This is a genomic window from uncultured Albimonas sp., from assembly GCF_963977235.1.
GTDB lineage: Bacteria > Pseudomonadota > Alphaproteobacteria > Rhodobacterales > Rhodobacteraceae > Albimonas.
Genome location: NZ_CAXBOD010000002.1, coordinates 20146 through 43455, shown reverse-complemented (window position 1 = coordinate 43455; position 23310 = coordinate 20146). Strand labels below are relative to the sequence as shown.

The window sequence follows — 23310 nt, the reverse complement described above, 5'->3', positions numbered from 1 at the left end:
CCGCCATCGAGGGCGGGGCGGGCCGGCGGTCAGAAGCGGACCGCGATGTTGATCGAGCCGGTGTGGCCCGAGTAGCCGTCGGCGAAGGCGCCCTCGTAGCGCAGGCCGACGTCGAGCGTGTCGCCGTTGAGCAGCGACACCCCGGCGCCGATCCGGCCCACCGCCTGCGCGGTCGCCACGCCGTTCGAAAAGCTGGTGACCCCCGTCAGGTCCGTGGCGAAGCGCGCCGTGGCGTCGTAGGCGTCGAGCGAGGACAGGCTCGCGCCCACCCGCGCCCAGGCGCGCAGGCCCAGCCCCTCGTCGAGCGCCTGCGTCGCCCCGGCCTCGAGCGAGGGCGTGACCACCAAGGCCGTGGCCTCGCTTCCCGCCACCCGCAGGGACTGCCGGCGGGCGCCGGTCTCGGTGTAGCCCTCGGCGCTGACGTGGATCAGGTCGAGGTCGAGCGTCGGGCGCAGGTAGCCGCCGCCGAAGTCCTGCGTCCAGGCCGCGCGCAACCGCCCGCCGAGGCTCAGCGCCGAATGCTCGGCCTTGGCCGCGCCGGGCGAGAACGGGCCGGCGACGCGGTCGGTGTCGAACTCCGCATAGCCCAGCATCGCCCCGGCGCTGAACGCGAAGCCCCCCAGCTCCCGCGTCGCCGCAAGGCCGAGGAAGCCCGCCCCGCCGTCGACCGAGCCGCGCCCGACGCCCGAGCCGAGGTTGGTGCGCTCATAGCCCACCGCGCCGCTGAGCGACCACTGGGGCGAGATCCGCCGCTCGGCCGCCAAGCCGGTGGTTTGGACCTCGCCCTGGTAGCCCGCCGCGCCGCCGTCGGCGTCCTGCTCGAGGCTGCGGCTCGAGGCCAGCATCCGCAGGCAGCTCTGCCCGTCGCCCACCGTGCGCGACCCCGGCGCGTCGCAGCCCAGCAGCGCGTCGAAGCGGTCGCGGGCGAGCTCGAACGTCGCGGCCTCGCCGGCGAGCGAGGCGCCCAGCGTCATCCCGGTCAGCACCGGCCCCAGCGCGCCCGCGCCCGCGGCGGCGTCGAGCTTGCCGAAGAACCGCCCGAAGCTTTCGTCGCCGGCCACGAACAGCCGCTCGAGGTAGCGGGCGGCGGCGATCTCGGCCTCGCCGAGCCCGTCGCGGCCGGCGATCCGCGCCCGGTCCGCGCGCAGGACCAGACCCTCGGCGTCCACGCTCTGCGCGAAGGTGAACAGGTTCGAGGCCACGCGCTCGAAGCGGCCGGTCACCTCGCCCTCGACCTCGAGGACGCGGTGCTCCGCCCCCCCGGTCAGCGCGTCGAACGCGACCAGGAGCTTGCCGTCTAGCCGCGCGTCGCCCGCCACCGCGAGCACGTCGCCCTTCCCCGCGAGCGGCTTGATGTCGGCCAGGATCACGCCCCGCGCGCCCTGCTCGAGGTGGCCGGCGATGGCCAGACGGCTGAAGCCGTCCGTCTCGCCGACCTGCATCGTGCCGCGGTTGGTCACGTCGGCCTCGTAGACCCGCGCGCCGGTGGCAAGGCCCCCGCGCCGGTTGATCAGCCGCGCCGCCGGCGCGCTGAGCCGGCCCGCGGACGCGGCGGCGGCGGTCGGGGCCGCGACCCGCGACAGGGTCGAGCCCTCGGCCGAGAAATACGCCTCGCCGTTGGCGTAGGTCGCCTCGACCGAGCCGTCGATGACGCCGTCGTTGACCAGCGTGAAGCGGCTGTCGGCGTCGCTCGTCGCCCCCTGGTAGCGGATCGCGGTCCCCGAGGCGGCGGTCAGCACGCCCGTCCTGGTCAGCTCCAGCCGGTTCGAGGCGTTGCCGCCATGGGCCAGCAGGCCCACGCCGAACTCGCCGGTTCCCCCGGCCACCGTGCCTTCGATGTAGATGTCGAGGCTCTGGGTGGCGATGTCGTCGCCCAGGCTCTGGACGAAGATCCCGGCCGAGTTCTCGCCCGACGCGATGACCCCCCCGCCCTTGTAGACGTCGACCGAGACCTTGCCGGCCTTGTTCCGGTCGGGGTCGCCGCCGCCGGACCTGCCGGCATAGGCGGCCTGGCCGAAGCCCGCCAGCCCGCCGCCGCCGGCGATGGACTGGGCGATGACGCCGTAGGCGCCGGCGCCCTGCGTGGTCAGGATCGTGCCGATCTCGACGTCGACCTCGCCCGAGGCGCCGCGCCCGTTCCTGCCGCCGAACACGTCGGCGAAGGAGGCGGGGTCGTAGGTCTCCAGCCGGATGCCGTCGGCCAGCGAGATGTCGCCGGCCATGCCGCCGCCGCCGCCGATGGACTGTGCGACGATGCCATGCGCGCCCTCGCCCACGGTGCCGCTGCACTTGTCCAGGGAGTCGGCGGCGCAGGCGCCGTCGGTGACGATCTCCACCAGCACGTCGTTTGCGTCGAGCGAGCCGTCGCCCTCGGCGTTGGCTCCCAGCGACGCGCTCCTGACGCCTGCGATGTCGCCCGCCGACGCGATGCCGCCGCCGCCGCCGATCGATTGGGCGACGATGCCGACGGCCCGGTCGCCGCCGGTGAGCACGCGGGCGAAGGTCTCGACCACCGCGGCGCCGCCCCTGGCTTCCTGGCCCTGGGCGTTGCCGCCCAGCGTCAGCACGGCCTCGCCCGCGTCCCCCGCGCCCAGGGTGCGGGCGATGCCGCCGCCGCCGCCGATCGACTGGGCGACGATGGCGTGCGCGTCGTCGCCGCGCGTGATCACGTGGTCGATGCTGTCGGCGACCAGAGGCCGCAAGCTGACGAGGTTGAAGCGGATCGCGGCGAGGTCGGCGTTCTGCGGCCCGGTGGAGGAGGCGGCCCCGAGCGTCAGGGTCGTCGAGGCCGCCGCCGCCTGGTGGCTGGCGATGCCGCCGCCCCCGCCGATGGACTGGACCACCAGCCCGTAGGCGCCGACGCCGGCGGTGTCGATGCCGGTGGCCTGGCCGGTCGCGGCCGGTGTCGCCTGCACGCCGCCGGCGTTCCCCTGCCCCAGGGTCTGGCCGAGCGCCAGGTCCACGCCCGCCGGCGCGCGCCCGGCGGCGGCGATGTCGGCGATGCCGCCGCCGCCGCCGATCGACTGGATCGCCACGCCGTCGGCGAAGTCGCCCGAGGTGGCCGCCGCGGCCGCGAAGGTCCCGCTCACCGGCCGCCCCTTCCCCTGGGAGTAGCCGGTCGCGCCAAGGCGGATCGGGGCGGCCGAGACCGTGTAGTCCTCGCCGGCCGAGGCGCCGGCGAAAAGCCCGCCGCCCCCCGAGATCGACTGCATCACGAAGGCGCGGGAGGCGAAGCCATAGGTCGCGACCGAGGTCGGGTTCTGCGCGTCGCCGCCCAGCGTGAACTCGACCAGGCCGCCGTTGCCGGCCTGGCCGCCGGTGGCGCCCAGCGACAGGCTGCGCAGCCCGGCGGAGGGGGCCGCGGCCACGCCGCCGCCGCCGGCGATGGACTGCGCCAGCACGCCGGTCGAGAGGTTGCCGGAGGTGACCACCGAAGCGTTGGCGAAGGTCAGGGTCAGGTCGCCGACCTCGGGCGTCGTGACGTCCTCGTCCGGCTTGCCGGCGTCGAAGATCTCGATGTTGGAAACGCCCGTGGTGTTGGACCCGCCCACCGCCACGTCGATCAGGTTGTCGCCGAGCGCGCCGCTCGAATCCCGCACGAAGGAGCCGACGGCGCCGAGGCCGCCGCCGCCCACGATGTTCTGCGCCAGCACCGCGTGGGACGCGGCGCCCGAGGTGGCGACGGTCGAGCCCTCGCCCACGCTCACCGTCATGGCGGCGCCGCCGTCGGTCCCGCCGTAGTTGCCGCCCACGGTCAGGCCGAGCCGTTCGTCGCCGTTGCCCAGCGTCTCCTTCACCGCGCGCAGGCTGCGGCTGCCGCTGGCCGCGACGCCGCCGCCGCCCTGGATCTGCTGGATGACCACGCCGTTGGCGGCGTAGCCCGCGGTGGCGTAGGTCGCGCCCGAGATCGCGGCGGTCAGCTCGCCGCCGGGGATGTCGTCCTCCAGGTCCCGGTTGACCGATGTGTTGTCGACCACGTCCTGCGCGAGGGCGTTGACGCCGTCGGTGACACCGTCGCCGCCGACCCGGATCGAGAGATTGGCCTGGGCGGCCGAGGTCGCGTCATGCGACAGGCCCGCCACGCCGCCGCCGCCGCTGATCGACTGCACGATCGCGGCCTCGGCGAAGTCGCCGTAGGTCGTGATCTCGCCGCCCAGCGTCGCCAGCAGATCGTTGTTCTGCGCCCCGCCGGCCGCGCCCGCGTGGCCCAGCGAGACGGTCATCTCGTAGCTCGCCGCGTCGGCGACGACCTCCACCGGCGCCCGCGTGGTCACGATGTCCTGGCCCTCCAGGGTCGCGCCCCCGCCGCCGGCCGAGCCGAGCACGCCGCCGCCGCCGCCGATCATCTGGAACACGACGCCGTCGGCGTCCGCGCCCAGCGTGGTCACGGCGCCCGAATGGGTCAGGGTCGAGACGTCGTCGGTGTGCAGGAACGGGAACCCGCCCTCGACCCGCAGCGACAGCGAGACCGCGTCGCCCTCGCCCGCGCTGGGGCGCTGCAGCGTCTCGAACCCCGAGGCGACGCCGCCGCCGCTCTGCACCGTCTGGACCACCACGCCGCGGGATCCCGCGCCGGTGGTGGTGATCTGCGCGCCGCCGCGGACGGTGGCCGCGATCAGGCCCGCGCCCGAGCAGTCCGAGAGGTCCGCGCAGCCGGTGGCAGTGCCCAGCGTGACACTGCCCGAGGAGACCGCGGTGGTGGTCGTGCGGTCGATCTCGGCCGGGGTCAGGGACGCCACGCCCCCGCCCGCGCCGATCGACTGGGCGATGGCGCCGTAGGCGTAGTCGCCGGTCGTGAAGATCGCCGCGTTGAGGTCGAGCGTGACAGTCCCCGCCCGCCCCGTGCCCGCGACGCCGCCGGAGCCGAGAGCAAGGTCAAAGGCCAGCCCCAGCGCCTCGGTCGGCGGCAGGTCGGCGTCGAACCGGCGCACGGCCGAGCCATAGGCGAGCGAGGCCATGGTCGCGCCGCCGCCGCCGGCCACCGACTGCACGATCGCCCCGTGCGAGCCGATGCCCGCGGTCGACACCGCGCTGCCCGCGTCGAGCGTCAGGCGCGCCGGCCCGCCCGAGCCGTTGGTCCCCTCGGAGCCCTGGCGCAGCAGGCGCGCGCCCTCGATGCCCGCGGCCCCGCCGCCGCCGCCCACCGACTGCACCAGCAGCCCGAGGCTGCGCGGGCCCAGCGTGGCGACGTCGAACACGCCCTGCGCCACCGCCGGTCCGCCGTCGCCGCCCCGCCCCCCGTCGCCGCCGGCGATGAAGTCGAGATGCGCGCCGCGGAACAGCGCGTTGAAGTCGTCGGCGAAGACCTGGCGGTCGTCGGGGTCGAGGGTCTCGAGCCCGACCTCGGCCGCGGTCAGCGGCGCCGTGCCGATGCCGCCCATGCCGCCGCCGCCGCCGATGGACTGCACGCTCAGCCCGAAGGCGTTGAAGCCCTGGGTGCGGATGCGGTTCCCGGCCACGCCGTTGGCCTCGGCCCGCGCGGCGTTGGCGCCGGCGCCCCCGGCCCCGCTCGAGCCGATGCCCAGCCGCACCACCGCGGCGGGGAGGGCGTTGTTCGCGTCCCCGTAGAGCTCGCCGGGGTCCAGCAGATCGAAGCCCGCGTTCTCGTTGGTCGGGACCGCGCCGGTGACGCCGTCGGCGTTCTCGGGCGCCGGCTGCTCGGGCTCGGCGTCGATGCCGAGGTTGGCGATCAGCCGCGATCCCGAGCCGCCCATCCCGCCGCCGCCGCCGATGGACTGCAGCACCACGCCATGCGCGCCGAACCCGTCGGTGGCGAGGCTGGCGGTCTCCTCCAGCCGGATCCCCACGGCGCCCCCGACCCCGCCGGTCCCGCCGGTTCCGCCGATGCGCATCGACAGGTCGAGAACGCCGATGGAATCGTGGGGAACCGCCGCGCCGCCCGCGCCGCCGCCCCCGCCGATGGACTGCAGCACCACCCCGTCGGAGAAATCGCCGCGGGTGTGGATCGAACCGGCGACGGTCGGCATCTTCAGGTCGTCGGTCTCGGTGGAGGCGACGGCGAAGTTGCCGCCCGGACCGCCGGTCCCGCCGGTTCCTCCGACATTGACGTTCAGCGCCCAGGGCCGGGCGATCTGCTCCTTGATCTCCTGCAGCTCGAGGCCGAATTCCAGCGGCGTGCGCTCGCCGCTCTCCTCCTCGACGCCGTTGCCGCCGAAGGAGCCGCCGAGCCCGCCGCCGCCGCCGATGGTCTGCACCAGCACGGCGTCGGCGTCGGCGCCGAAGGTGGCGATGGCGCCTTCCACGTCGACCTGGCGAACCACGCCGCCCGAGCCGCCCTCGCCCCCGGTCATGCCCACGCCCACTTTCAGACGCGGAGCCTTGAGCCCGCCGAGCTTGGCCACGATTGCGTCGGTCAGCTTCGAGGTGAAGGACACCGAGGTGGTCTGCGAGGTTCCCCCGCCCCCGCCGATGGTCTGCAGGAACAGCCCGCGGGAGCCCTCGCCATGGGTCAGCAGCATCGCGTCCGCGGCGAGCTCGGCGCGCAGCGCGCCGCCGAAGGCCCCCAGCGTGGCGCCTCTGCCGCCGACGGCGATCGAGGTCACCACGCCCGCGCCCTCGCCGAACTTCTTGGTGCTGGGCGAGGCGATGCCGCCGTTGCCGCCGCCCCCGCCGATCGACTGGCCCGCCACCGCGTTGGCGCTGGGGCCGAAAGTCTCGACCCGGGTTCCCGCGTTCAGGGAGAGGTCGACCGCCCCGCCGTTGCCGCCATTGCCGCCCGTGCCGCCGACCGAGACCGAGACCGAGGCGTTGATGCTGACGCCGCCCGCCTCCTCCTCGCCGCCCTCGCCGCCCTCGCCGTCGTCGGGCAGGACGCCGCCGATGGCCTCCTTGATCTTGTCGAGCAGCAGCGAGGCCGCGGCCATCGACGACCCGTCGCCGCCGTCGCCGCCGCCCCCGCCCACGGAATGGACCAGGATGCCGTGCGCGCCGTAGCCGTGGGTGGTGACGACGGCGTCGCCGAGCGTGAGATCGACCTCGCCCCCCGCCCCGCCGCCGCCGCCCTGGCCGCCCACGCCCGCGGCGCCGGCGATGGCGATGTTGGCGTCCGCCTCGGGGATCGGCAGGTCCGCCGCATAGGACAGCGCCGCGCCCGAGCCGCCCACGCCGCCGCCGCCGCCGATGGACTGGGCGACCAGCCCGTGGGCATTGACCGAGGCGTCGGGGTCGTCCGCCACGCCGGTGGCGATGGTCGTCCGCGCGAGGCTGAAGTTGACCGTGCCGCCGGCGCCGCCGTCGCCGCCCTGGCCGCCGATGCCGACCGAGGTGGCCAGCCCGAAGCTGACGTCCACCGCGCTGGCCGAGCCGGCCGCCCCGCCGCCGCCGCCGATGGAATGGGCGACCAGCCCCTTGGCCTGCATCCCCGTCGTGACGATGGCGAGGTTGGTCGCGTCGACCGTGACCGTGCCCCCGGCGCCGCCGCTGTCGCCCCCGCCGGCCATGGCCACCGCACTCAGCGCGCCCAGCCCGAAGGCGTCCGCCCGCGCGTCGCCTCCCGCGCCGCCGCCGCCGCCGATCGACTGGGCCAGCAGCCCGTGCGCGTTGTCGCCCGCCGTGGAGAGCGTCTGCGTCCCCCCGCCGTCGTTGCCGGACCGGAACGTCACCGCCCCGCCATTGCCCGCCACCGATCCGTCGCCGCCGACCGCCACCACCGGCAGCCGCGAGGCGAGGGCGAACACGTCGCCGCCGTTGCCGCCGCCGCCGCCGACCGACTGCAACAGCGCGCCGTAGGCGTAGCGGCCTCCGGTGTAGATCGAGGCCCCGGCGTTGAGCTGCGCGAGCACCGCGCCGCCCATGCCGCCGTCGCCGCCCTGGCCGCCGACCGAATAGACCCCGAAGGACGCCCCCTGGTTGCCGTCCCCCGCGAGGCTGCCGACCACGTCGCCGCCCCCGCCCCCGATGGACTGCGCCACCAGCCCGGCCGAAGCGTCGCCGGCCGTGGAGATATGGCTGTCGTAGCCGGCGAACTCGACGGCGCCGCCGGGCTCGCCGGCGCCGCCGGACCCTGCGACCGCGATCAGGCCCCCCTGGTCGCTCAGGTCGCCCCCGCCGCCAGCGATGGACTGCAGCACCATGCCGTGGGCGCCCCGCCCGTCGGTGTCGAGGGTGATCGAGTTGGTGAAGCTGACCCGGCCGGCCGCGCCGCCGCGCCCGCCGTCGAGCTCTCCGGTCGAGATGATGGAATAGCCCTCGGACCCGCCGCCGCCGCTGCCCGACAGGCTCTGCAGCGCCACACCGATGGCGCGGTCGCCGCGGGTGGTTATGGTGAACTGCTCGGCGCCCGAGGCGGACCCGGACAGGGACACGTCGCCCGCGTCGCCGCCCTGGCCGGCGGCGTCGTTGGAGAAGTCGACGATGCCGCTGGGATTGCTCGCCGGACCGCCGGCGCCGCCCTTGGTGCGGGCGATCAGGCCGATGCCGCCGTCGCCCTCGGTGGAGATCGCGCCGCCCGCGCCGAGGGTGATGTCGATCGCCGCCGTGTCGCCGCCGTCGCCGCCGGAGGTGTCGTTGGCCTCGCTGCGCCCGCCGCCGCCGCCCTGCAGCAGCACGCCCACGCCCAGCACGTTGTCGCCGGTCACCTCGACGCTCGAGCCGGCCCGAAGCCGAACGGTGGTGGTCTGCAGCGCCGAGCTGCCCGCATTGGTGCTGGCGTCGCCGCCGTCGCCGCCGTCCTCGCCGGCCACGCCCAGCTTTCCCGCGCCCCCCCAGGCGCCCAGCGACACCGCCAGGATGCCCGCCGACTGGTTGGCCAGCGCCGGGGTCTCGTCCACCAAGCAGGTGGAGCCGTCCGCGCAGACCCGCTCGATCTGGTCGGCGACGGGGGCGTCGAAGTCCCCGGCGTCGAGGGTGATCGCGCCGCTGTGGTCGACGGCGACGAACTTGGAGCTGCCGCCCGGCCCGCCAGGCACGGTGATCGACCTGGAATCGATCGCCGCATAGCCCGCGTGGCTGGCCGCGTAGATGCCCCAGGCCGCCCCGCCGGGGTCGACCGGAACCACCACGTCGATCTCGCCGGAGTTGGTGACGCTGACCAGCCCCCCGTTGCCGCCGCTGGAGGTGGGGTCGGCGCCGTGGCCCGAGATGCTCTCGGCATAGATGCCCGCCGCCAGCGTCGAGAGCGCGGCGCCCGAAGGCCGGCCCTCGCACCCCGCCGGGCTGCAGACCTGGAGGATGCCGGTGTTGGTCGCGTAGACGTCCTTGGCGTCGCCGGCGCCGCCGCCCTGCGGGTCCTCGCCGTCGGTGCCGTCGCGATCGCCGCCGCTGCCCGAGGCGCTGGTGGCCATCATCGCCACCGCGCCGACCCGGCTCGCGCCATCGGCGACCGAGCCGAAGGGCGCGACCTCCACGAAACCGTGGTTGACCGCCGTCGCCACGCCGCCGCCGCCGCCCTTGCCGCCGTCGCCGCCGCCGATGGTCTGCGGCCGCGCGTCGATGCCGTTGCCGCCGATGCTGGCGGCGTAGAGGCCGTAGATCACCCCGCCGTCGTCCCAAAGGCCGACCGAAAGACCGTCGCCCGCCGCGGCGTTGAAGCTCAGGTCCCCGACCGAGACGACGCCCCCGGCCGCGTTGGTGATCGTCACCGCGCCGCCAGCGCCGCTCTGGCCCGCGTCGTCAGGCTCCGTGCTGCCCTGCCCCCCGCGCGAGCGGACGCCGAGCACGGCGAACTGGCCGGCGGACTGGTTGATCGTGGCGTTGTTGGTCAGCGCATAGCCCGCGGCGTCGGGCGCGTCGGGCGAGGGATCGTTGTCGCCGTCGGGCCCGGTGTAGAGCTCCTGGAAGCCAGAGATCGAGGCGGTGTCGGGAATGGTGCAGCTGACCCCGCCGCTGCTGATCGGGGTGCAGGCGTATTCCGCGTACTGCTGCGCCATCGCCGGCGCGCCGGCCAGCGCCAGCGCCGGGGCCGCGCAGCTCCCCAACAGCATATTGCGAATCGACGACGCCTGCGCGCCGCGGCCGGCGCCCGGATGATTGGATCGCATCAGCTGTTTTCCCCACATTCGCCCTGAACGCCCGCCTGCCCTGGCGGACCTGCGCGCGTCCTCCCGACTCTCGACCTCCCCCCGGATACTCGAGATGCGCCTGGCGCATACAGTTCAGATCGGTCGACGATTCGGCAATGCGCAAGAAGTCGGCAGGGCTTCGACTTCCACAGGTTGCATTCCGACATGAAATTACGTCTGGCGACTGCCCCGAGACCTTGCCCGCGTTCAGTCGAGCCCCCCGCGTCTTCGCAGCGCGCCGCCCTAGGGACCGATCCGCGGGCGCCGGCGCGCCCTCAGCTCGCCCGAGGCGGGGGCGAGGCGGAGACGCGGCTGCGGCGCAGTTCGCGGCCCTCGGCATCGACCACCAGGCGTACGCGGTCGGCGCCGCGCTGGAAGGTCAGACGCCAGGTGCCGGCGTCCGCGTCCTCGCCCCTCTCCACGCGGGTGAGGATGCGCCCGTCGCGCATCTCGGCGCGCACCTGCTCGGAAGGCAGGCGGAGGAGCGCGGCCAGACGCTCGGCCTTGATGACGAAGCCGTCGGCGTCACGCTCCAGCCGCTCGGGAATCTGGGTCATCGGGCGTCCTCCTCCGGGACAGGTGGGCTCACAGCGCGTCGAGGACCTCGACGAAGCTGATCGCGAAGGCGGCGCCGACGCCGATCGTCAGCATCCAGGTGAAGCCGCGCAGGATCGTCGCGCCGATCGGGTCGGAGACCGACCCCTCGTCGGGGGCGGCGGGATCGGCCGGCCCGCCGCGGACGATCTTCACGACGAACCAGGCGAGGATCAGCAGGGTGGCGAGTCCGGCGATCTTGGCAAGGAACACGGCGGCAAGCATGGCGCATCCTTTCGACAGGACCGGGAACGCCGCCCGGGGCGGGGTCGCCGGGGCTTGCGGGGCCTCCTTCGGTCGAGGCGGATATGGCGCCCGAAAGGCGAATCCTAAGTGCGTCTTTTTCGCCGGCGGAGCTTGCGCTCCGGCGGCGGCCGCCGAACGTGAAGCGACAGTGGCTCGACGCCTTCCCGCCGCTCGCGCGCGAGACCGCCAGCCCCCGGGACGCCGAGCGGGACCGAGCGCTCCTCAGTCCCGCAACGCCCCCCGGGCCAGCGCCGCGACCAGATCGGTGCGGGTGACGATGCCCACCAGGCGAGCGCCATGCAGGATCGGGACGGCGTCGGTCTCGCCCTCCGCCAGCATCGGCAGCAGCGCGGCCACGGGGGTCGAGGTCGTGGCGCGCGGCACGGCGACCGACATCACGTCCCCCGCCCGCGCCGGCGTCCGCCAGCCCCGGCCGAGCAGCCGCGACAGCGCCGCGGGGAAGCCGCGCCCCAGGCGCAGCCGGTCCGCGACGGCGCGCCGGATCAGGTGCAGCTGGAAGATCACCCCCAGGAACGCGCCGTCCGCCGCGGCCACCGGCAGCGAGGCGAAGCCGTGCCGGTCGAAGAGGTCCGCGACGGTTTCCAGCGGCGTCTCCGGGCCGACCGTGACGAGGTCGCGCGACATGATCTGCTCGGCCGTCCTCGGGCCGATGCGGTGGCCGGCGGCCTGGATCTCGGCGGCGGCGATCAGGCGGGCCAGGTCCTCGACCCCGAGGTTCAGCGACTGGCGGTAGCGGTGCAGGATCGCGGTCAGCTCGTCGCCCGACAGGCCCAGGCGCTCGGCGGCGGGCGCGTCCGCGGTGCCATGGGCGTTCGCCTCGCCGAACTGGCGGAACGGGTAGCGACGGCCGGTCGCCCGCCCGTAGAGCATCGCCGCGAGGACCAGCAGGACCGTCCCCAGCCCCACCGGCGCCAGCGCGAAGCCAAAGCCCAGCTCGCGGATCGCCTCGGGGCTCATCGCCGCCGTCATCGCCACGGCGCCGCCGGGCGGGTGCATCGCGCGCAGGAGGGCCATGACCGCGATCGCCGCCCCCACCGCCACCGCGATGCGCAGCGTCGGATCGGGGATCAGCAGGCAGCACGCCACCCCCGCGACCGCCGCCGAAACATTGCCCGCCACCGCCGACCAGGGCTGCGCCAGCGGGCTGTTGGGCACGGCGAACAGCAGCACCGAGGTCGCCCCGAACGGCGCCACCAGATACAGCCCCAGCGTGAGGTCAACCGCCGGCGACAGCGCCAGCAGTCCCGCCGCCAGCAGCCCGGCGAAGGCGCCAAGCCCGGCGCGCAGCGCCTCGTGCAGCGGCGTCGCGCCGATGGCGGGCGCAAACCCCCTCAGCAGGGCCCGCAGGCGCGTCTCCTCCGTCTCGCGCATGGCGCGCATCCCCCTTGTGGCCGGCGGCTGCGGCGGAGTTATATCGGATCACGATGCACCTCAAGACGCCGGCGCTTGCCCCGGACCGGCGCCGATGGCACAGGCGGCCCCCCGACCCCTGCGGACCCGAGCATGAGCGACCCGATCTCAGACGCCGACATCCGCACGCTGGCCGCCTTCCGCCGGCAGCTGCGCGGCTTCCTCCATTTCAGCGAGGCCGCGGCCGCGGGCGAGGGCCTGACGCCCCAGCAGCACCAGGCGCTGCTGGCGATCCGGGCGGCCGAGGGCCGCGCCCTGTCGGTGGGCGAGCTGGCCGACGCGCTGATGCTGCGCCACCACAGCGCCAGCGAGCTCGCCACACGGCTCGAGACCCTGGGCCTGGTGCGGCGGAGCGACGACGCGGGCGACGGCCGCCGCCGGGTGCTTGCCCCCACCGAGCGGGCCGAGGCGCTGCTGCTGGCCCTCTCGGAGGCGCATCGCGAGGAGCTGCGCCGCATCCGACCGCTGCTGATCGGCCTGCTCGGCGATCTCTGAGCCCGCGGCCCCGGGCCTTTCCGCGGGGGCGCCGCCGGTCTTGCCCGCCGGGTCGCGGGGGATTATCCGGGACAGGCGCGCTCCGCGGCGATGGCGTCGACGCGGATCCCACGGCGCGCAGCCGCGGCGCCCGCGTCCCGGCCTCTCCTGTCCTGCACGCCCGGATGATCCGTCGGGCGCGGCGCGTCCCCGTCCGGCGACTGGATGAGGTAGACGCCATGTCCGTCCTTCAGAACCGTCCCGAAAGCTTCGTGCGCCCCAACGGCCCGCGCGCGCCCCTGCCCTTTTCGCAGGCCGAATACGCCCGCCGCCTGGCAAGCCTGCGCGCGATCATGGCCGACCGGGGCCTCGAGGCCGTGCTGCTCACCTCGATGCACAACATCGCCTACTACACCGGGTTCCTCTACTGCGCGTTCGGGCGGCCCTACGGCTGCGTGGTCACCGCGCAGGCCTGCACGACGCTGAGCGCCAACATCGACGGCGGCCAGCCCCGGCGGCGCAGCTGGTGCGAGAACGTGATCTACACCGACTGGCGGCGCGGGAACTTCTGGCGCGCGGCGGCCGACCTGCTGGGCGCCGCCCGCGAGGTGGGGATCGAGCGCGACCACCTGACCTTCGCCGCCCTCGAGGCGCTGTCCGAGGCCGCGCCGGGCGTCCGGCTCGCCGACGTGGCCGAACCCGCCATGCAGGCCCGCATGATCAAGTCCGAGGAGGAGATCGCCCTGATCCGCGAGGGCGCGCGCATCGCCGATCTCGGCGGCGCCGCGATCCGCGAGGCCATCGCGGAGGGCGCGCGCGAGATCGACGTGGCGATCGCCGGGCGCGACGCGATGGAGCGGGAGATCGCCCGCGCCCATCCCGATTCCGAACTGCGCGACACCTGGGTGTGGTTCCAGTCCGGCCTGAACACCGACGGCGCTCACAACCCCGTCACCACCCGCGCCCTGCGTCGGGGCGACCTGCTGAGCCTGAACGCCTTCCCGATGATCTCGGGCTACTACACCGCGCTCGAGCGGACCCTGTTCCTCGGCGAGCCAGACGCCGAAACCCTGCGCCTGTGGCGCGCCAACGCGGCGGCGCACGAGCTGGGCCTGTCGCTGATCCGGCCCGGCGTCTCCTGCGCGCAGATCTGCGAGGGGCTCAACGCCTTCCTCGCCGAGGCGGGGCTGCTCGAGTTCCGCTCCTTCGGCTACGGCCATTCCTTCGGCATCCTGAGCCACCACTACGGCCGCGAGGCGGGGCTCGAGCTGCGCGAGGACGTGGACACGGTGCTGGAGCCCGGCATGGTCGTCTCGATGGAGCCGATGCTGTGGATCCCCGAGGGGCGCCCCGGCGCCGGGGGCTACCGCGAGCACGACATCCTCGTGGTCGGCGCGGACGGGGCCGAGAACATCACCGGCTTTCCCTATGGCCCCGAGGCGAACGTGATCGGCGCCTGATCCCTCCGGTCGGGGGCCGCACGCCGCCCCCGACCCCGCGACGCCGCTGGCCGGCGAGGCGCGCGCCACCGCCACCGCCACCACCGACGCGATCCGAAATTCGGAACACGGCCTTATCTCATTTCCATTTAATGAAACGATTGCTATCCTGCCGTCGGAATCAGGGAGGACTCCGGTGGACCACGAACCCTTCGAGCAGGCGTTGGCCGAGCTGCGCGCGTGGGTGCGCGAGGTCGCGATCCCCGCAGAGGAGACGGTCGCGCGCGACGACGAGATCCCGCCCGCGCTTGTCGCGGACATGCGCGCGCGCGGCTTTTTCGGCTGGTCGATCCCCACCGACTACGGCGGCGCGGGGCTTGCGACCGAGCAGCTCGCCCGCATGAACATCGAGATCGCCCAGGCCGCCACCACCTTCCGCGCCCGCGCCGGCACCAACACCGGCATCGGCGCCGAGGGACTGGTCCAGGACGGCACGCCCGCGCAGAAGACGCGCTGGCTTCCGCGGCTCGCGAGCGGCGAGCTGACCTCCTGCCTCGCGCTGACCGAGCCCGAGGCGGGGTCCGAGGCGACCAACGTCTCGACCTTCGCCCGGCGCGAGGGCGACCACTACGTGCTCGACGGGCGCAAGGCCTTCATCACCAACGCGCCGATCGCCGACCTCTACACCGTCATCGCGCGCACCGACCCCGGCTCGAAAGGCGCCCGGGGGCTGAGCGCCTTCATCGTCGAACGCTCGACCCCCGGCCTGACCCCCGGCCCGGCCTATCGCAAGATGGGGCAGGAGGGCTCGCCCGTCTCCGAGATCGTCTTCGAGGGCTGCCGGGTCCCGGCCGAGAACCTGATCGGGGGGGAGGAGGGGCGCGGCTTCGGCACCGTGATGAAGGCGCTAAACAAGCAGCGCATCAACCTGGCCGCGTTGTGCACCGGCTCGGCGATCCGGATGCTGGACGAGTCGATCCGCCACGCGATGGCGCGCCGCCAGTTCGGCCGCCCCATCGCCGAGTTCCAGCTGGTTCAGGCGATGATCGCCGACAGCCAGGTCGACGTGCACGCCGCCCGCGCCCTGGTGCTGGAGACCGCGCGCCGCCGCGACGCGGGCGAGGACGTGACCATGGAGGCCTCGATCTGCAAGCTGATGGCCTCCGAGGCCGCCGGGCGGGTGGCGGACCGCGCGGTGCAGGTCTTCGGCGGCTCGGGCTATGTGGGCGACTATTCGTGCATCGAGCGGCTCTACCGCGACGCGCGTCTGTTCCGCCTCTACGAAGGCACCAGCCAGATCCACCAGGTGCATATCGCCAGACGCACCTTCGAGCGCGAGGCCGCGCGATGACCGCGACCGCCGGCGGCGCGCAGATCCTCGCCCGCGCGCAGGCGTTCTTCGAGGCCCGCATCCTGCCCCGCCAGGCCGAGTGGGCCGCCGGCCAGGCCGAGGGCGCCCCGCCGCCCTCCTTCATCGAGGAGCTGAGGGCCGAGGCGCGGGCGCAGGGCCTGTGGAACCTCGGACTGACCGCCCTGCCCGAGGGGGCGGAGGGCACGCCGCTCTCGCATCTCGACTTCGCCCCCCTCGCCGAGCTGACCGGCCGCCTGCCCTGGGCGCCGCTGGTGTTCAACTGCCACGCGCCGGACCTGCCCAACATGGTGATGCTGGCGGCGCTGGCGACGCCGGCCCAGCGGGCGCGGTTCCTCGATCCGCTGCTCGAGGGCCGCGCGACTTCGGCCTTCGCGATGACCGAGCCGGCGGTGGCCTCCGCCGACGCCACCAACATCGCCACGACGATCCGGCGCGAGGGCGACGAGTGGGTGATCGACGGGCGCAAGTGGTACATCACCGGCGGGGCCGCGCCGGAGCTGGACTTCCATATCGTGATGGGCGTCTCCGACCCAGAGGCCGCCCGCACCGCCCGCCATTCCTGCATCCTGGTCCCCGCCGACACGCCCGGCGTCCGCGTCGTCCGCCCCCTGCGCTTCCTGGGATGGGAGGACCGCGCCGCCCCCATCGGCGAGATCGTGTTCGAGGGCGTCCGCGTTCCCGCCGGCAACCTGCTGGGCGAGCGGGGCCGCGGTTTCGCCGCCGCGCAGACCCGCCTCGGCCCCGCCCGGCTGCACCACGCCATGCGCTGCATCGGGCTGGCCGAAATGCTGATCGACCTGATGAAGCGCCGCGCGCATGAGCGTCGGGCCTTCGGGCGCGCGCTGGCCGAGTTCGACACGGTGGCGAGCTGGATCGCCGAGGCGCGGATCGACGTCGAGATGCACCGCCATTTCGTGCATCGCGCCGCCGCCCGCCTGGACGAAGCCGGGTTCGATGCGGCCTGGCGGGAGATCTCGATGGTCAAGGTGAGCGTGCCGCGGATGCTCCAGCAGATCGCCGACCGGGCGATCCAGGTGTTCGGGGCGGCGGGCGGCTCGGACGACCTGCCGATCCACCACGCGTTCGTCTACGCCCGCATGTTCCGCATCGCCGACGGCCCCGACGAGGTGCACCTGCGCCAGATCTGGCGCAGCGAGCCCGCGCCCGACGGCGCGCTGGCGCAGAGCGGATACGCCGCTCCGCCGCTCGCCTGAGCCCATCGCCGGCAACCGCAAGGGAGATCCCCGATGACCGACGCCGACCCCTCCGGCCAGGGCCCGCTGGCGGGCCTGCGCGTGCTGGACATCTCGACGGTGGTGGCCGCGCCCTTCGCCGCGACCCTGCTCGCGGACTACGGCGCCGACGTGGTCAAGGCCGAGCTTCCGGGCGAGGGCGACGGCCTGCGCAGCTTCCCGCCCTTCAAGGACGGCAAGTCGCTGTGGTGGAAGGTCGCCAACCGCGGCAAGCGCTTTGTCGAGCTGGACCTGCGCACGCCTGAGGGCGCGGACCTGTTCGCCCGGATGATCCCCGACTTCGACGTGGTGATCGAGAATTTCCGCCCCGGCACGCTCGAGCGCTGGGGCCTGGGCCCCGACGTGCTGATGGGGTTGAACCCCTCGCTGGTGCTGCTGCGGGTGACGGGCTTCGGCCAGGACGGCCCCGCCGCGAACCGCCCCGGCTTCGCCCGCCTGTTCGAGGCGATGTCCGGCCTGACCCACATGACCGGAGAGCCCGACGGCGCGCCGATGCACGCGGGCCACCCGATGGGCGACTCCATCGGCGGCGTCTTCGGGGCGCTGTCGGTGACCACCGCGCTGCTCTCGGTGCGCTCGGATCCCCAGCGGCGCGGCCAGGTGATCGACCTGTCGCTGACCGAGGCGATGTTCCGTCTGCTCGATTTCCAGACCATCGGCTACGACCAGCTCGGGCGGGTGATCGAGCGGACCGGCAACCGCAACCAGTACTCGGCGCCCGCGGACGTCTACCCCACGGCGGACGGGCGGTTCATCTCGCTCGCCGGCAGCACCCAGGCGACGTTCCGCGCCAACCTGCGCGCGATCGGGCGCGAGGACCTGAACGACGATCCCCGCTTCTCGGGCAACGCCCAGCGGGTCGAGAACGTGGAGGCCATCGACGCGATCTTCCGCGCCTGGTTCGCCGCCCACTCCCAGGACGAGGCGATCGCCCGCTTCCGCGAGGCCGGCGGCACGCTCGCCCCGATCCTGAGCATTGACCAGATCTTCGAGGACCCCCAGTTCCAGGCCCGCGAGGCCATCGTCGCGGTCCCCGACGACGACTTCGGCGAGGTGAGGATGCAGGCGGTGGTGCCCCGCTTCTCGCGCAGCCCCACGCGGCCCGGCCGGGCCGCGGGGCGGCTCGGCCGCGACACCGAGGCGGTCTTGCGCCCCTATGCGCCGGCGCCCGATCCTGCGCGCGAACCCTGAACGGAGGACGCGGCTTGAGCGAGGCGCGCAGCGCGGAGCGGCAGGCGGACGCCCGGCCCGAGGTCGAGGCCAGCGCCATGTCCCTGACCCTGGTGCGGGGGCTTCGGGTCCTCTCGGCCTTTCGGGGCGTGCAGGAGGTGCTCTCGAACGGGGAGCTGGCCCGCCGGCTGGAGATGACCCGGCCCACGATCTCGCGCCTGACCAACTCGCTGGCCCACGCGGGCTACCTCGAGCGGGTGAAGACCGGCTCCTTCCGGCTGGGGCTGGGGGTGCTGGAGCTGGCCTATCCGGTGCTCGCCTCGATGAGCTTCCGCCAGCGGGCGCTGGGACCGATGCGGGGCTATGCGCGGCTGACCGGCGGGGCGGTGTCGCTGGCCGCGATCCACGGGGCGGACCTGATCTATGTGCAGACCGTGCGCCCCTCCGAGCAGATGCCCCACCTGCCCGAGATCGGCATGACCGGCCCCCTGCCCCGCTCGGCCGTCGGGCGGGCGCTGCTGTCGATGCTGGACGAGGACGAGCTGGCCGGGACCCGCCGCGCGGTCGAGACCGCCTACCCCGGCCTGTGGGACGCGCGCGCCGCCGACATCGCCCGCAGCCTGGACGAGTGCCGGGAGCGGGGCTGGACCGTGGTGGTGGGCGACTGGCGCCCGGGCCACTACGGCGCCGGCGCGCCGGTCCGGCGCATGGCCGGCGGCATGTGCCTGGCGGTGAACTGCGGGGTGCCGGCGCACACGGTCTCGGAATCCGAGTTCCGCTCCGACCTCGCCCCCAAGGTCCACGACACGGCCGAGGCCCTGCGCGCGGCCTTCGAGGGGCTCTGACGCCCCGGCGCGCGGCCGGGGCGTCTGGACCTCACCAGGCGTCGATGTAGGTCCGCCCCTTGCCTCCCGTCAGACGCTCGGCGGGAACCGAGCGCAGACCGGCGAGGATCCACTGGCGCGTCTCCACCGGGTCGATCACCGCATCGAGCTCGGCCGTGATCGCGGCCTGGATCGCCTTGCCCGAGGCGTACATCTTGGCCAGCAGCTCGTCGAACAGGGCCTGCTTCTCCCTGGGGTCGGTCTTGGCCTCCAGTTCCTTGCGGAAGCCGAGGTGCACGGCGCCCTCCAGCCCCATGCCGCCGAACTCGCCCGTGGGCCAGGAGATGGTGAACAGGCTCTCGTGGAAGGCGCCGCCGGTCATCGCCATGGCGCCCAGCCCGTAGCCCTTGCGCAGGACCACCGCGAAGATCGGCACGGTGATGCCGGCGGCGGCCACGAACATGCGGCTGACGTGGCGGACCAGCGCGGTCTTCTCGGCCTCCGGCCCGACCATGAAGCCGGGCGTGTCGACAAGGGAGATCACCGGCAGCCCGAAGGTGTCGCAGATCTGCAGGAAGCGCGCCGCCTTGTCCGCGGCCGGCGCGTCGATGGCGCCGCCCAGATAGCGGCTGTCGTTGGCCATCAGGCCGAAGGGCTTGCCCTCGATCCGCACCAGCGCGGTGACGATGCCGAGGCCGAATTCCCGCCGCAGCTCGAGGACCGAGCCGTCGTCGGCCATGGTCTCGATCACGTGGCGCACGTCATGGGCGCGCAGGCGGTTCTCGGGGATCGCGTGGCGCAGCAGGCGCTGGTCGGGGGCGGTCCACTCGGCCTCGTCGCCCTGGAAGTAGGAGATGTATTTCTTCGCCGCCGCGCAGGCCTCGACCTCGTCCTTCACGCGGATGTCGACGACGCCGTTCTTCGACTGCACGTCGATGGGGCCGACCTCCTCGGGGGCGAACTTGCCCAGGCCCCCGCCCTCGATCATCGCGGGGCCGGCCATGCCGATGTTGGAGGACTCGTCGGCGATGATCACGTCGCAGCAGCCCAGCAGGGCCGCGTTGCCCGCAAAGCAGCGGCCCGAGACCACGCCCACCAGCGGCGCCTTGCCCGAGAGCGCCGCGAACCGCGCGAACGACGGCCCGTCGAGACCCGCCACCGAGCGTCGTTCCGTCTCGCCCGGCCGTCCGCCGCCGCCCTCGGCCAGCACGATCATCGGCATGCGGCATTCGCCCGCCAGGGAGAAGATCCGGTCGAGCTTGCGGTGATGCCGCTGCCCCTGGGTGCCGGCCAGCACCATGTAGTCGTAGATGGTGAAGGCGCAGCGCCCCTTCTCGGTCCCGAACCTGTCGGCGTTGATCGTGCCGATCCCGGTCACCACCCCGTCGCCGGTGGTGTTCCTGACCAGATCCTCCTCGGAGCGTCGCGCCGCCTGCGCCGCGATCACCAGCCCGCCGTATTCCTGGAACGAGCCCTCGTCGGCGAGGCTGGATAGGTTCTCGCGCGCCGTGCGCTGGCCGCGGCCGTGGCGCTTGGCGACCTTCTCGGGCTTGCTCTCGTCCTGGCCGGCGTAGAGGCGGTCCCGCACCTCCTGCAGGTCGGCGCGGATGTGGTCGAGGTCGACGGCGGCGGCGGCGTCCTCGGTCTCGTCCTGCTCGGCGTCGGGCATCAGGGCGAGGATCGGGGCGCCCTCGTCGAGCGTGTCGCCGGGCGCCGCCAGCACCTTCAGGACCTCGCCCGAAACCGGCGAGGTCACGGCGTGCTCCATCTTCATGGATTCCATCAGCACCGCCACCTCGCCCCGGCGCAGGCGGGCGCCGGCCTCCGGCACCCGGGTCACGGTGCCGATGGTGGGGGCCGAGAGGGGGATCGCGCCATCGGGCAGCGCCTCTGCGACGGCTGCGGCGGCGACCTCGGCGCCCGCCTCCTCGGCGGCGGGGTCCGGCAGGGCGGCGGCGGCGGCCGCGAGCTCGCCCGCCACGCTCTCGATGAAGCGGGTGGTGACGGCGTAGTCGGCCACCTCCGGGCGTTGGGACAGCGCGCGCAGCCAGCGGGCGTTGGTCTCGATGCCCACGCATTTCAGCTCGCCCAGCGCCCGGTCGATCTTGCGCAGCGCGTCGCCGAACTCGGGCGAGCGGGAGTGCACGATCACCTTGGCGATCAGGCTGTCATAGGCCGGCGAGTTCCCCCAGCCGGAATAGGCCAGCGTGTCGATGCGCACGCCGGGGCCGAAGGGCGGCTCCCACTTGCTCAGCGTGCCGACCGAGGGGCGGGCCTGGCCCTTGGCGTCCATCCGCTCGGCGTTCACGCGCGCCTGGATGGCGTAGCCCGAGGGCTGCGGCAGGCTCGCCTGCGACAGCCCCAGATCGGCCAGCGTGCGGCCCGAGGCGATCTGCAGCTGCAGCCGCACGAGGTCGAGGCCGAGAATCTCCTCGGTCACCGTGTGTTCGACCTGGATACGGGGGTTGGCCTCGATGAAGAACACCTCGGAGGCGTCGGGAAGGGCCAGGAACTCGAAGGTGCCGAGACTGCGGTAGTCCCCCGCCCGCGCCAGCTTCAGCGCGTGGGAGAGCAGCGCCTCCCGCGCGGGCGCGGAGAGGTCCGGCGCCGGCGCGATCTCGAGCACCTTCTGGTGGCGGCGCTGCAGGGTGCAGTCGCGCTCGAGCAGGTGGAGGCATTCGCCGGTTCCGTCGCCCAGCACCTGCACCTCGATGTGGCGGGCGGCGGGGAGAAAGCGCTCGGCGTAGACGGCGCCGTCGCCGAAGGCGGCCTTGGCCTCGGACGTGCAGCGGGCGTGGGCCTCGGCGATCTCCTCGCGCGCATGGACCACGCGCATCCCCCGGCCGCCGCCGCCGGCGACGGCCTTGATCACCAGGGACGCGCCCTCGGGGAGCTGGTCGAAGACCGCCTCGGCCCCCGCGGCGTCCACCGGGCCGGGAGAGCCGGGGATGGTGGGCACGTCGTGGCGCGCCGCATGGGCCCGCGCCTCGACCTTGTCGCCGAACAGCGCCAGCGAGGCCGGCGTCGGCCCCACCCAGGTCAGGCCCGCATGTTCGCAGGCGCGCGCGAAGGCGACGGATTCGGACAGGAACCCGTAGCCCGGATGCACCGCGTCGGCGCCGGCGCGTTTGGCGGCCTCGACCAGCGCGTCAGGGTCGAGATAGGCGCGCGCGCCGCGGCCGGGGATGGGCTCCGCGTGATCGCAGGCGCGCACGTGCAGGGTCTTCGCGTCGTCCTCGGGGAAGACGGCGACGGTTTCGATGCGCATCTCGGCGGCGGTGCGGGCGATGCGGACGGCGATCTCGCCACGGTTCGCAATCAGCAGGCGGCGGATCGTCATTCAGAGGTCTCCCTTGGTCATTTCTTGGCATCCGTCCAGCGCGCGACCGCGTCGTCAACGGCCAGCGGCGCGGCGGGCGGTCGTGCAGGGGTGTGACGCTTGTGGGCCGAAAAGCGCGGCGCGGCGGCGGGCTGCGGGCCCCCCGGGCCGTCCACGAAGGCGCCGCGGGCGACGAGATGGGGATGCGTCTTGGCCTCGTCGAACTCGAGCACCGGGGCCGCACAGACGTCCGAGCCCTCGAGGATCGCGGTCCACTCGTCCCGCGTCTTCGTCTTCATCACCGCGCGCAGTTTCTCGCGCAGTCCGGGCCAGGCCGACTTGTCGAGCTGGGCGTCCCACTCGGGGCCGTCCAGACCGCAGAGGCGGCGCAGCTCGGCGTAGAACTGCGGCTCGATCGCGCCCAGCGAGAAGAACCTGCCGTCGGCGCATTCGAAGACGCCGTAGAAATGCGCGCCGCCGTCGAGGACGTTCTTCTCCCGCTCGCCCACCCAGCCGCCGGAATTGCGCCCCGCCGCATAGGGCAGCATCAGGTTCAGGGCGCCGTCGCACATGGCCGCGTCAACCACCTGGCCCCGGCCGGTGGCGGCCGCCTCGCGCAACGCCGCCAGCGCGCCGACGACGAGGTACAGCGCCCCGCCCCCGTAGTCGCCCACCAGGTTCAGCGGCTGCACCGGCTGCGCGGCGGTGCCGATCGCGTGCAGGGCGCCGGTGATGGCGATGTAGTTGATGTCATGCCCGGGCGCCGAGGCCAGCGGCCCCTCCTGCCCCCAGCCGGTCATCCGGCAGTAGACCAGGCCCGGGTTGCGGGCGTGGGCCTTCTCGGGCCCGAGGCCCAACCGCTCCATCACCCCGGGGCGAAATCCCTCCAGCAGCAGGTCGGCGGCCGCGATCAGGTCCAGCGCGCGGGCCTGGTCGGCGGGGTCCTTGAGGTCGAGCGTCACGAACTCGCGCCCCTGGGCGGTGACGTCGGCGTCCGAGAAGGTCTTGCCGGGACGCTCGATGCGCAGGATCTCGGCGCCCATCGAGGCGAGCATCGTGCCCGCGAACGGCACGGGACCGATGGCGGCCATCTCGACGACGCGCAGGCCGGCGAGCGGCCCGTTGCGGCCGGGGTTGGTCATGGGGTGTCCTCGTCGTTCGGATCGGGG

12 protein-coding genes are annotated in these 23310 nt (G+C 74.2%); 6 read left to right on the top strand and 6 right to left on the bottom strand.

The genetic code is table 11. The annotated features are described in order from the left end of the window. Positions 1-29: 29 nt before the first annotated feature. The 4 genes from AAC134_RS02505 to AAC134_RS02490 form a co-directional block, all read right to left on the bottom strand. Positions 30-9941 (bottom strand): autotransporter outer membrane beta-barrel domain-containing protein, encoded by a 9912-nt coding sequence (locus tag AAC134_RS02505; protein WP_339947471.1) that lies wholly within the window; start codon positions 9939-9941, stop codon positions 30-32. A gap of 353 nt (positions 9942-10294) precedes the next feature. Continuing rightward, positions 10295-10576: a DUF6522 family protein gene (locus AAC134_RS02500; protein ID WP_339947470.1), complete on the bottom strand. Its 282-nt coding sequence runs from the start codon at positions 10574-10576 to the stop codon at positions 10295-10297. Positions 10577-10604: 28 nt separating this feature from the next. Then, entirely contained in the window at positions 10605-10838 is a 234-nt protein-coding gene (locus AAC134_RS02495; protein ID WP_339947469.1) for a hypothetical protein, read from the bottom strand. A gap of 243 nt (positions 10839-11081) precedes the next feature. Beyond that, complete coding sequence (locus AAC134_RS02490; RefSeq protein WP_339947468.1) at positions 11082-12251, bottom strand: HPP family protein; 1170 nt, start codon at positions 12249-12251, stop codon at positions 11082-11084. 132 nt (positions 12252-12383) lie between these two features. On the opposite strand from AAC134_RS02490, the gene AAC134_RS02485 reads away from it, so the two are divergent. The 6 genes from AAC134_RS02485 to AAC134_RS02460 all read left to right on the top strand — a co-directional run bounded on the left by AAC134_RS02485 (position 12384) and on the right by AAC134_RS02460 (position 18843). After that, complete coding sequence (locus tag AAC134_RS02485; RefSeq protein ID WP_339947467.1) at positions 12384-12785, top strand: MarR family transcriptional regulator; 402 nt, start codon at positions 12384-12386, stop codon at positions 12783-12785. Between the two features lie 218 nt (positions 12786-13003). After that, the gene (locus tag AAC134_RS02480; RefSeq protein ID WP_339947466.1) at positions 13004-14224 is read left to right on the top strand and encodes an aminopeptidase P family protein; all 1221 of its coding nucleotides are present in this window, start codon (positions 13004-13006) and stop codon (positions 14222-14224) included. A 175-nt stretch (positions 14225-14399) separates the two neighbouring features. Then, on the top strand, positions 14400-15554 hold the full coding sequence (locus AAC134_RS02475) for an acyl-CoA dehydrogenase family protein (protein WP_339947465.1): 1155 nt from the start codon (positions 14400-14402) through the stop codon (positions 15552-15554). Next, positions 15551-16789 (top strand): acyl-CoA dehydrogenase family protein, encoded by a 1239-nt coding sequence (locus tag AAC134_RS02470; protein ID WP_339947464.1) that lies wholly within the window; start codon positions 15551-15553, stop codon positions 16787-16789. The genes AAC134_RS02475 and AAC134_RS02470 overlap by 4 nt, the downstream gene beginning before the upstream one ends. Before the next feature lie 33 nt (positions 16790-16822). After that, positions 16823-18019 (top strand): CoA transferase, encoded by a 1197-nt coding sequence (locus AAC134_RS02465; protein ID WP_339947463.1) that lies wholly within the window; start codon positions 16823-16825, stop codon positions 18017-18019. A 14-nt stretch (positions 18020-18033) separates the two neighbouring features. After that, the gene (locus AAC134_RS02460) at positions 18034-18843 is read left to right on the top strand and encodes an IclR family transcriptional regulator (RefSeq protein WP_339947462.1); all 810 of its coding nucleotides are present in this window, start codon (positions 18034-18036) and stop codon (positions 18841-18843) included. Between the two features lie 31 nt (positions 18844-18874). On the opposite strand, the gene AAC134_RS02455 is transcribed toward AAC134_RS02460, so the two are convergent. Both AAC134_RS02455 and AAC134_RS02450 read right to left on the bottom strand, forming a co-directional pair. After that, positions 18875-22162: a carboxyl transferase domain-containing protein gene (locus AAC134_RS02455; RefSeq protein ID WP_339947461.1), complete on the bottom strand. Its 3288-nt coding sequence runs from the start codon at positions 22160-22162 to the stop codon at positions 18875-18877. Between the two features lie 17 nt (positions 22163-22179). After that, positions 22180-23283: a CaiB/BaiF CoA-transferase family protein gene (locus AAC134_RS02450; RefSeq protein WP_339947460.1), complete on the bottom strand. Its 1104-nt coding sequence runs from the start codon at positions 23281-23283 to the stop codon at positions 22180-22182. Positions 23284-23310 lie beyond the last annotated feature (27 nt).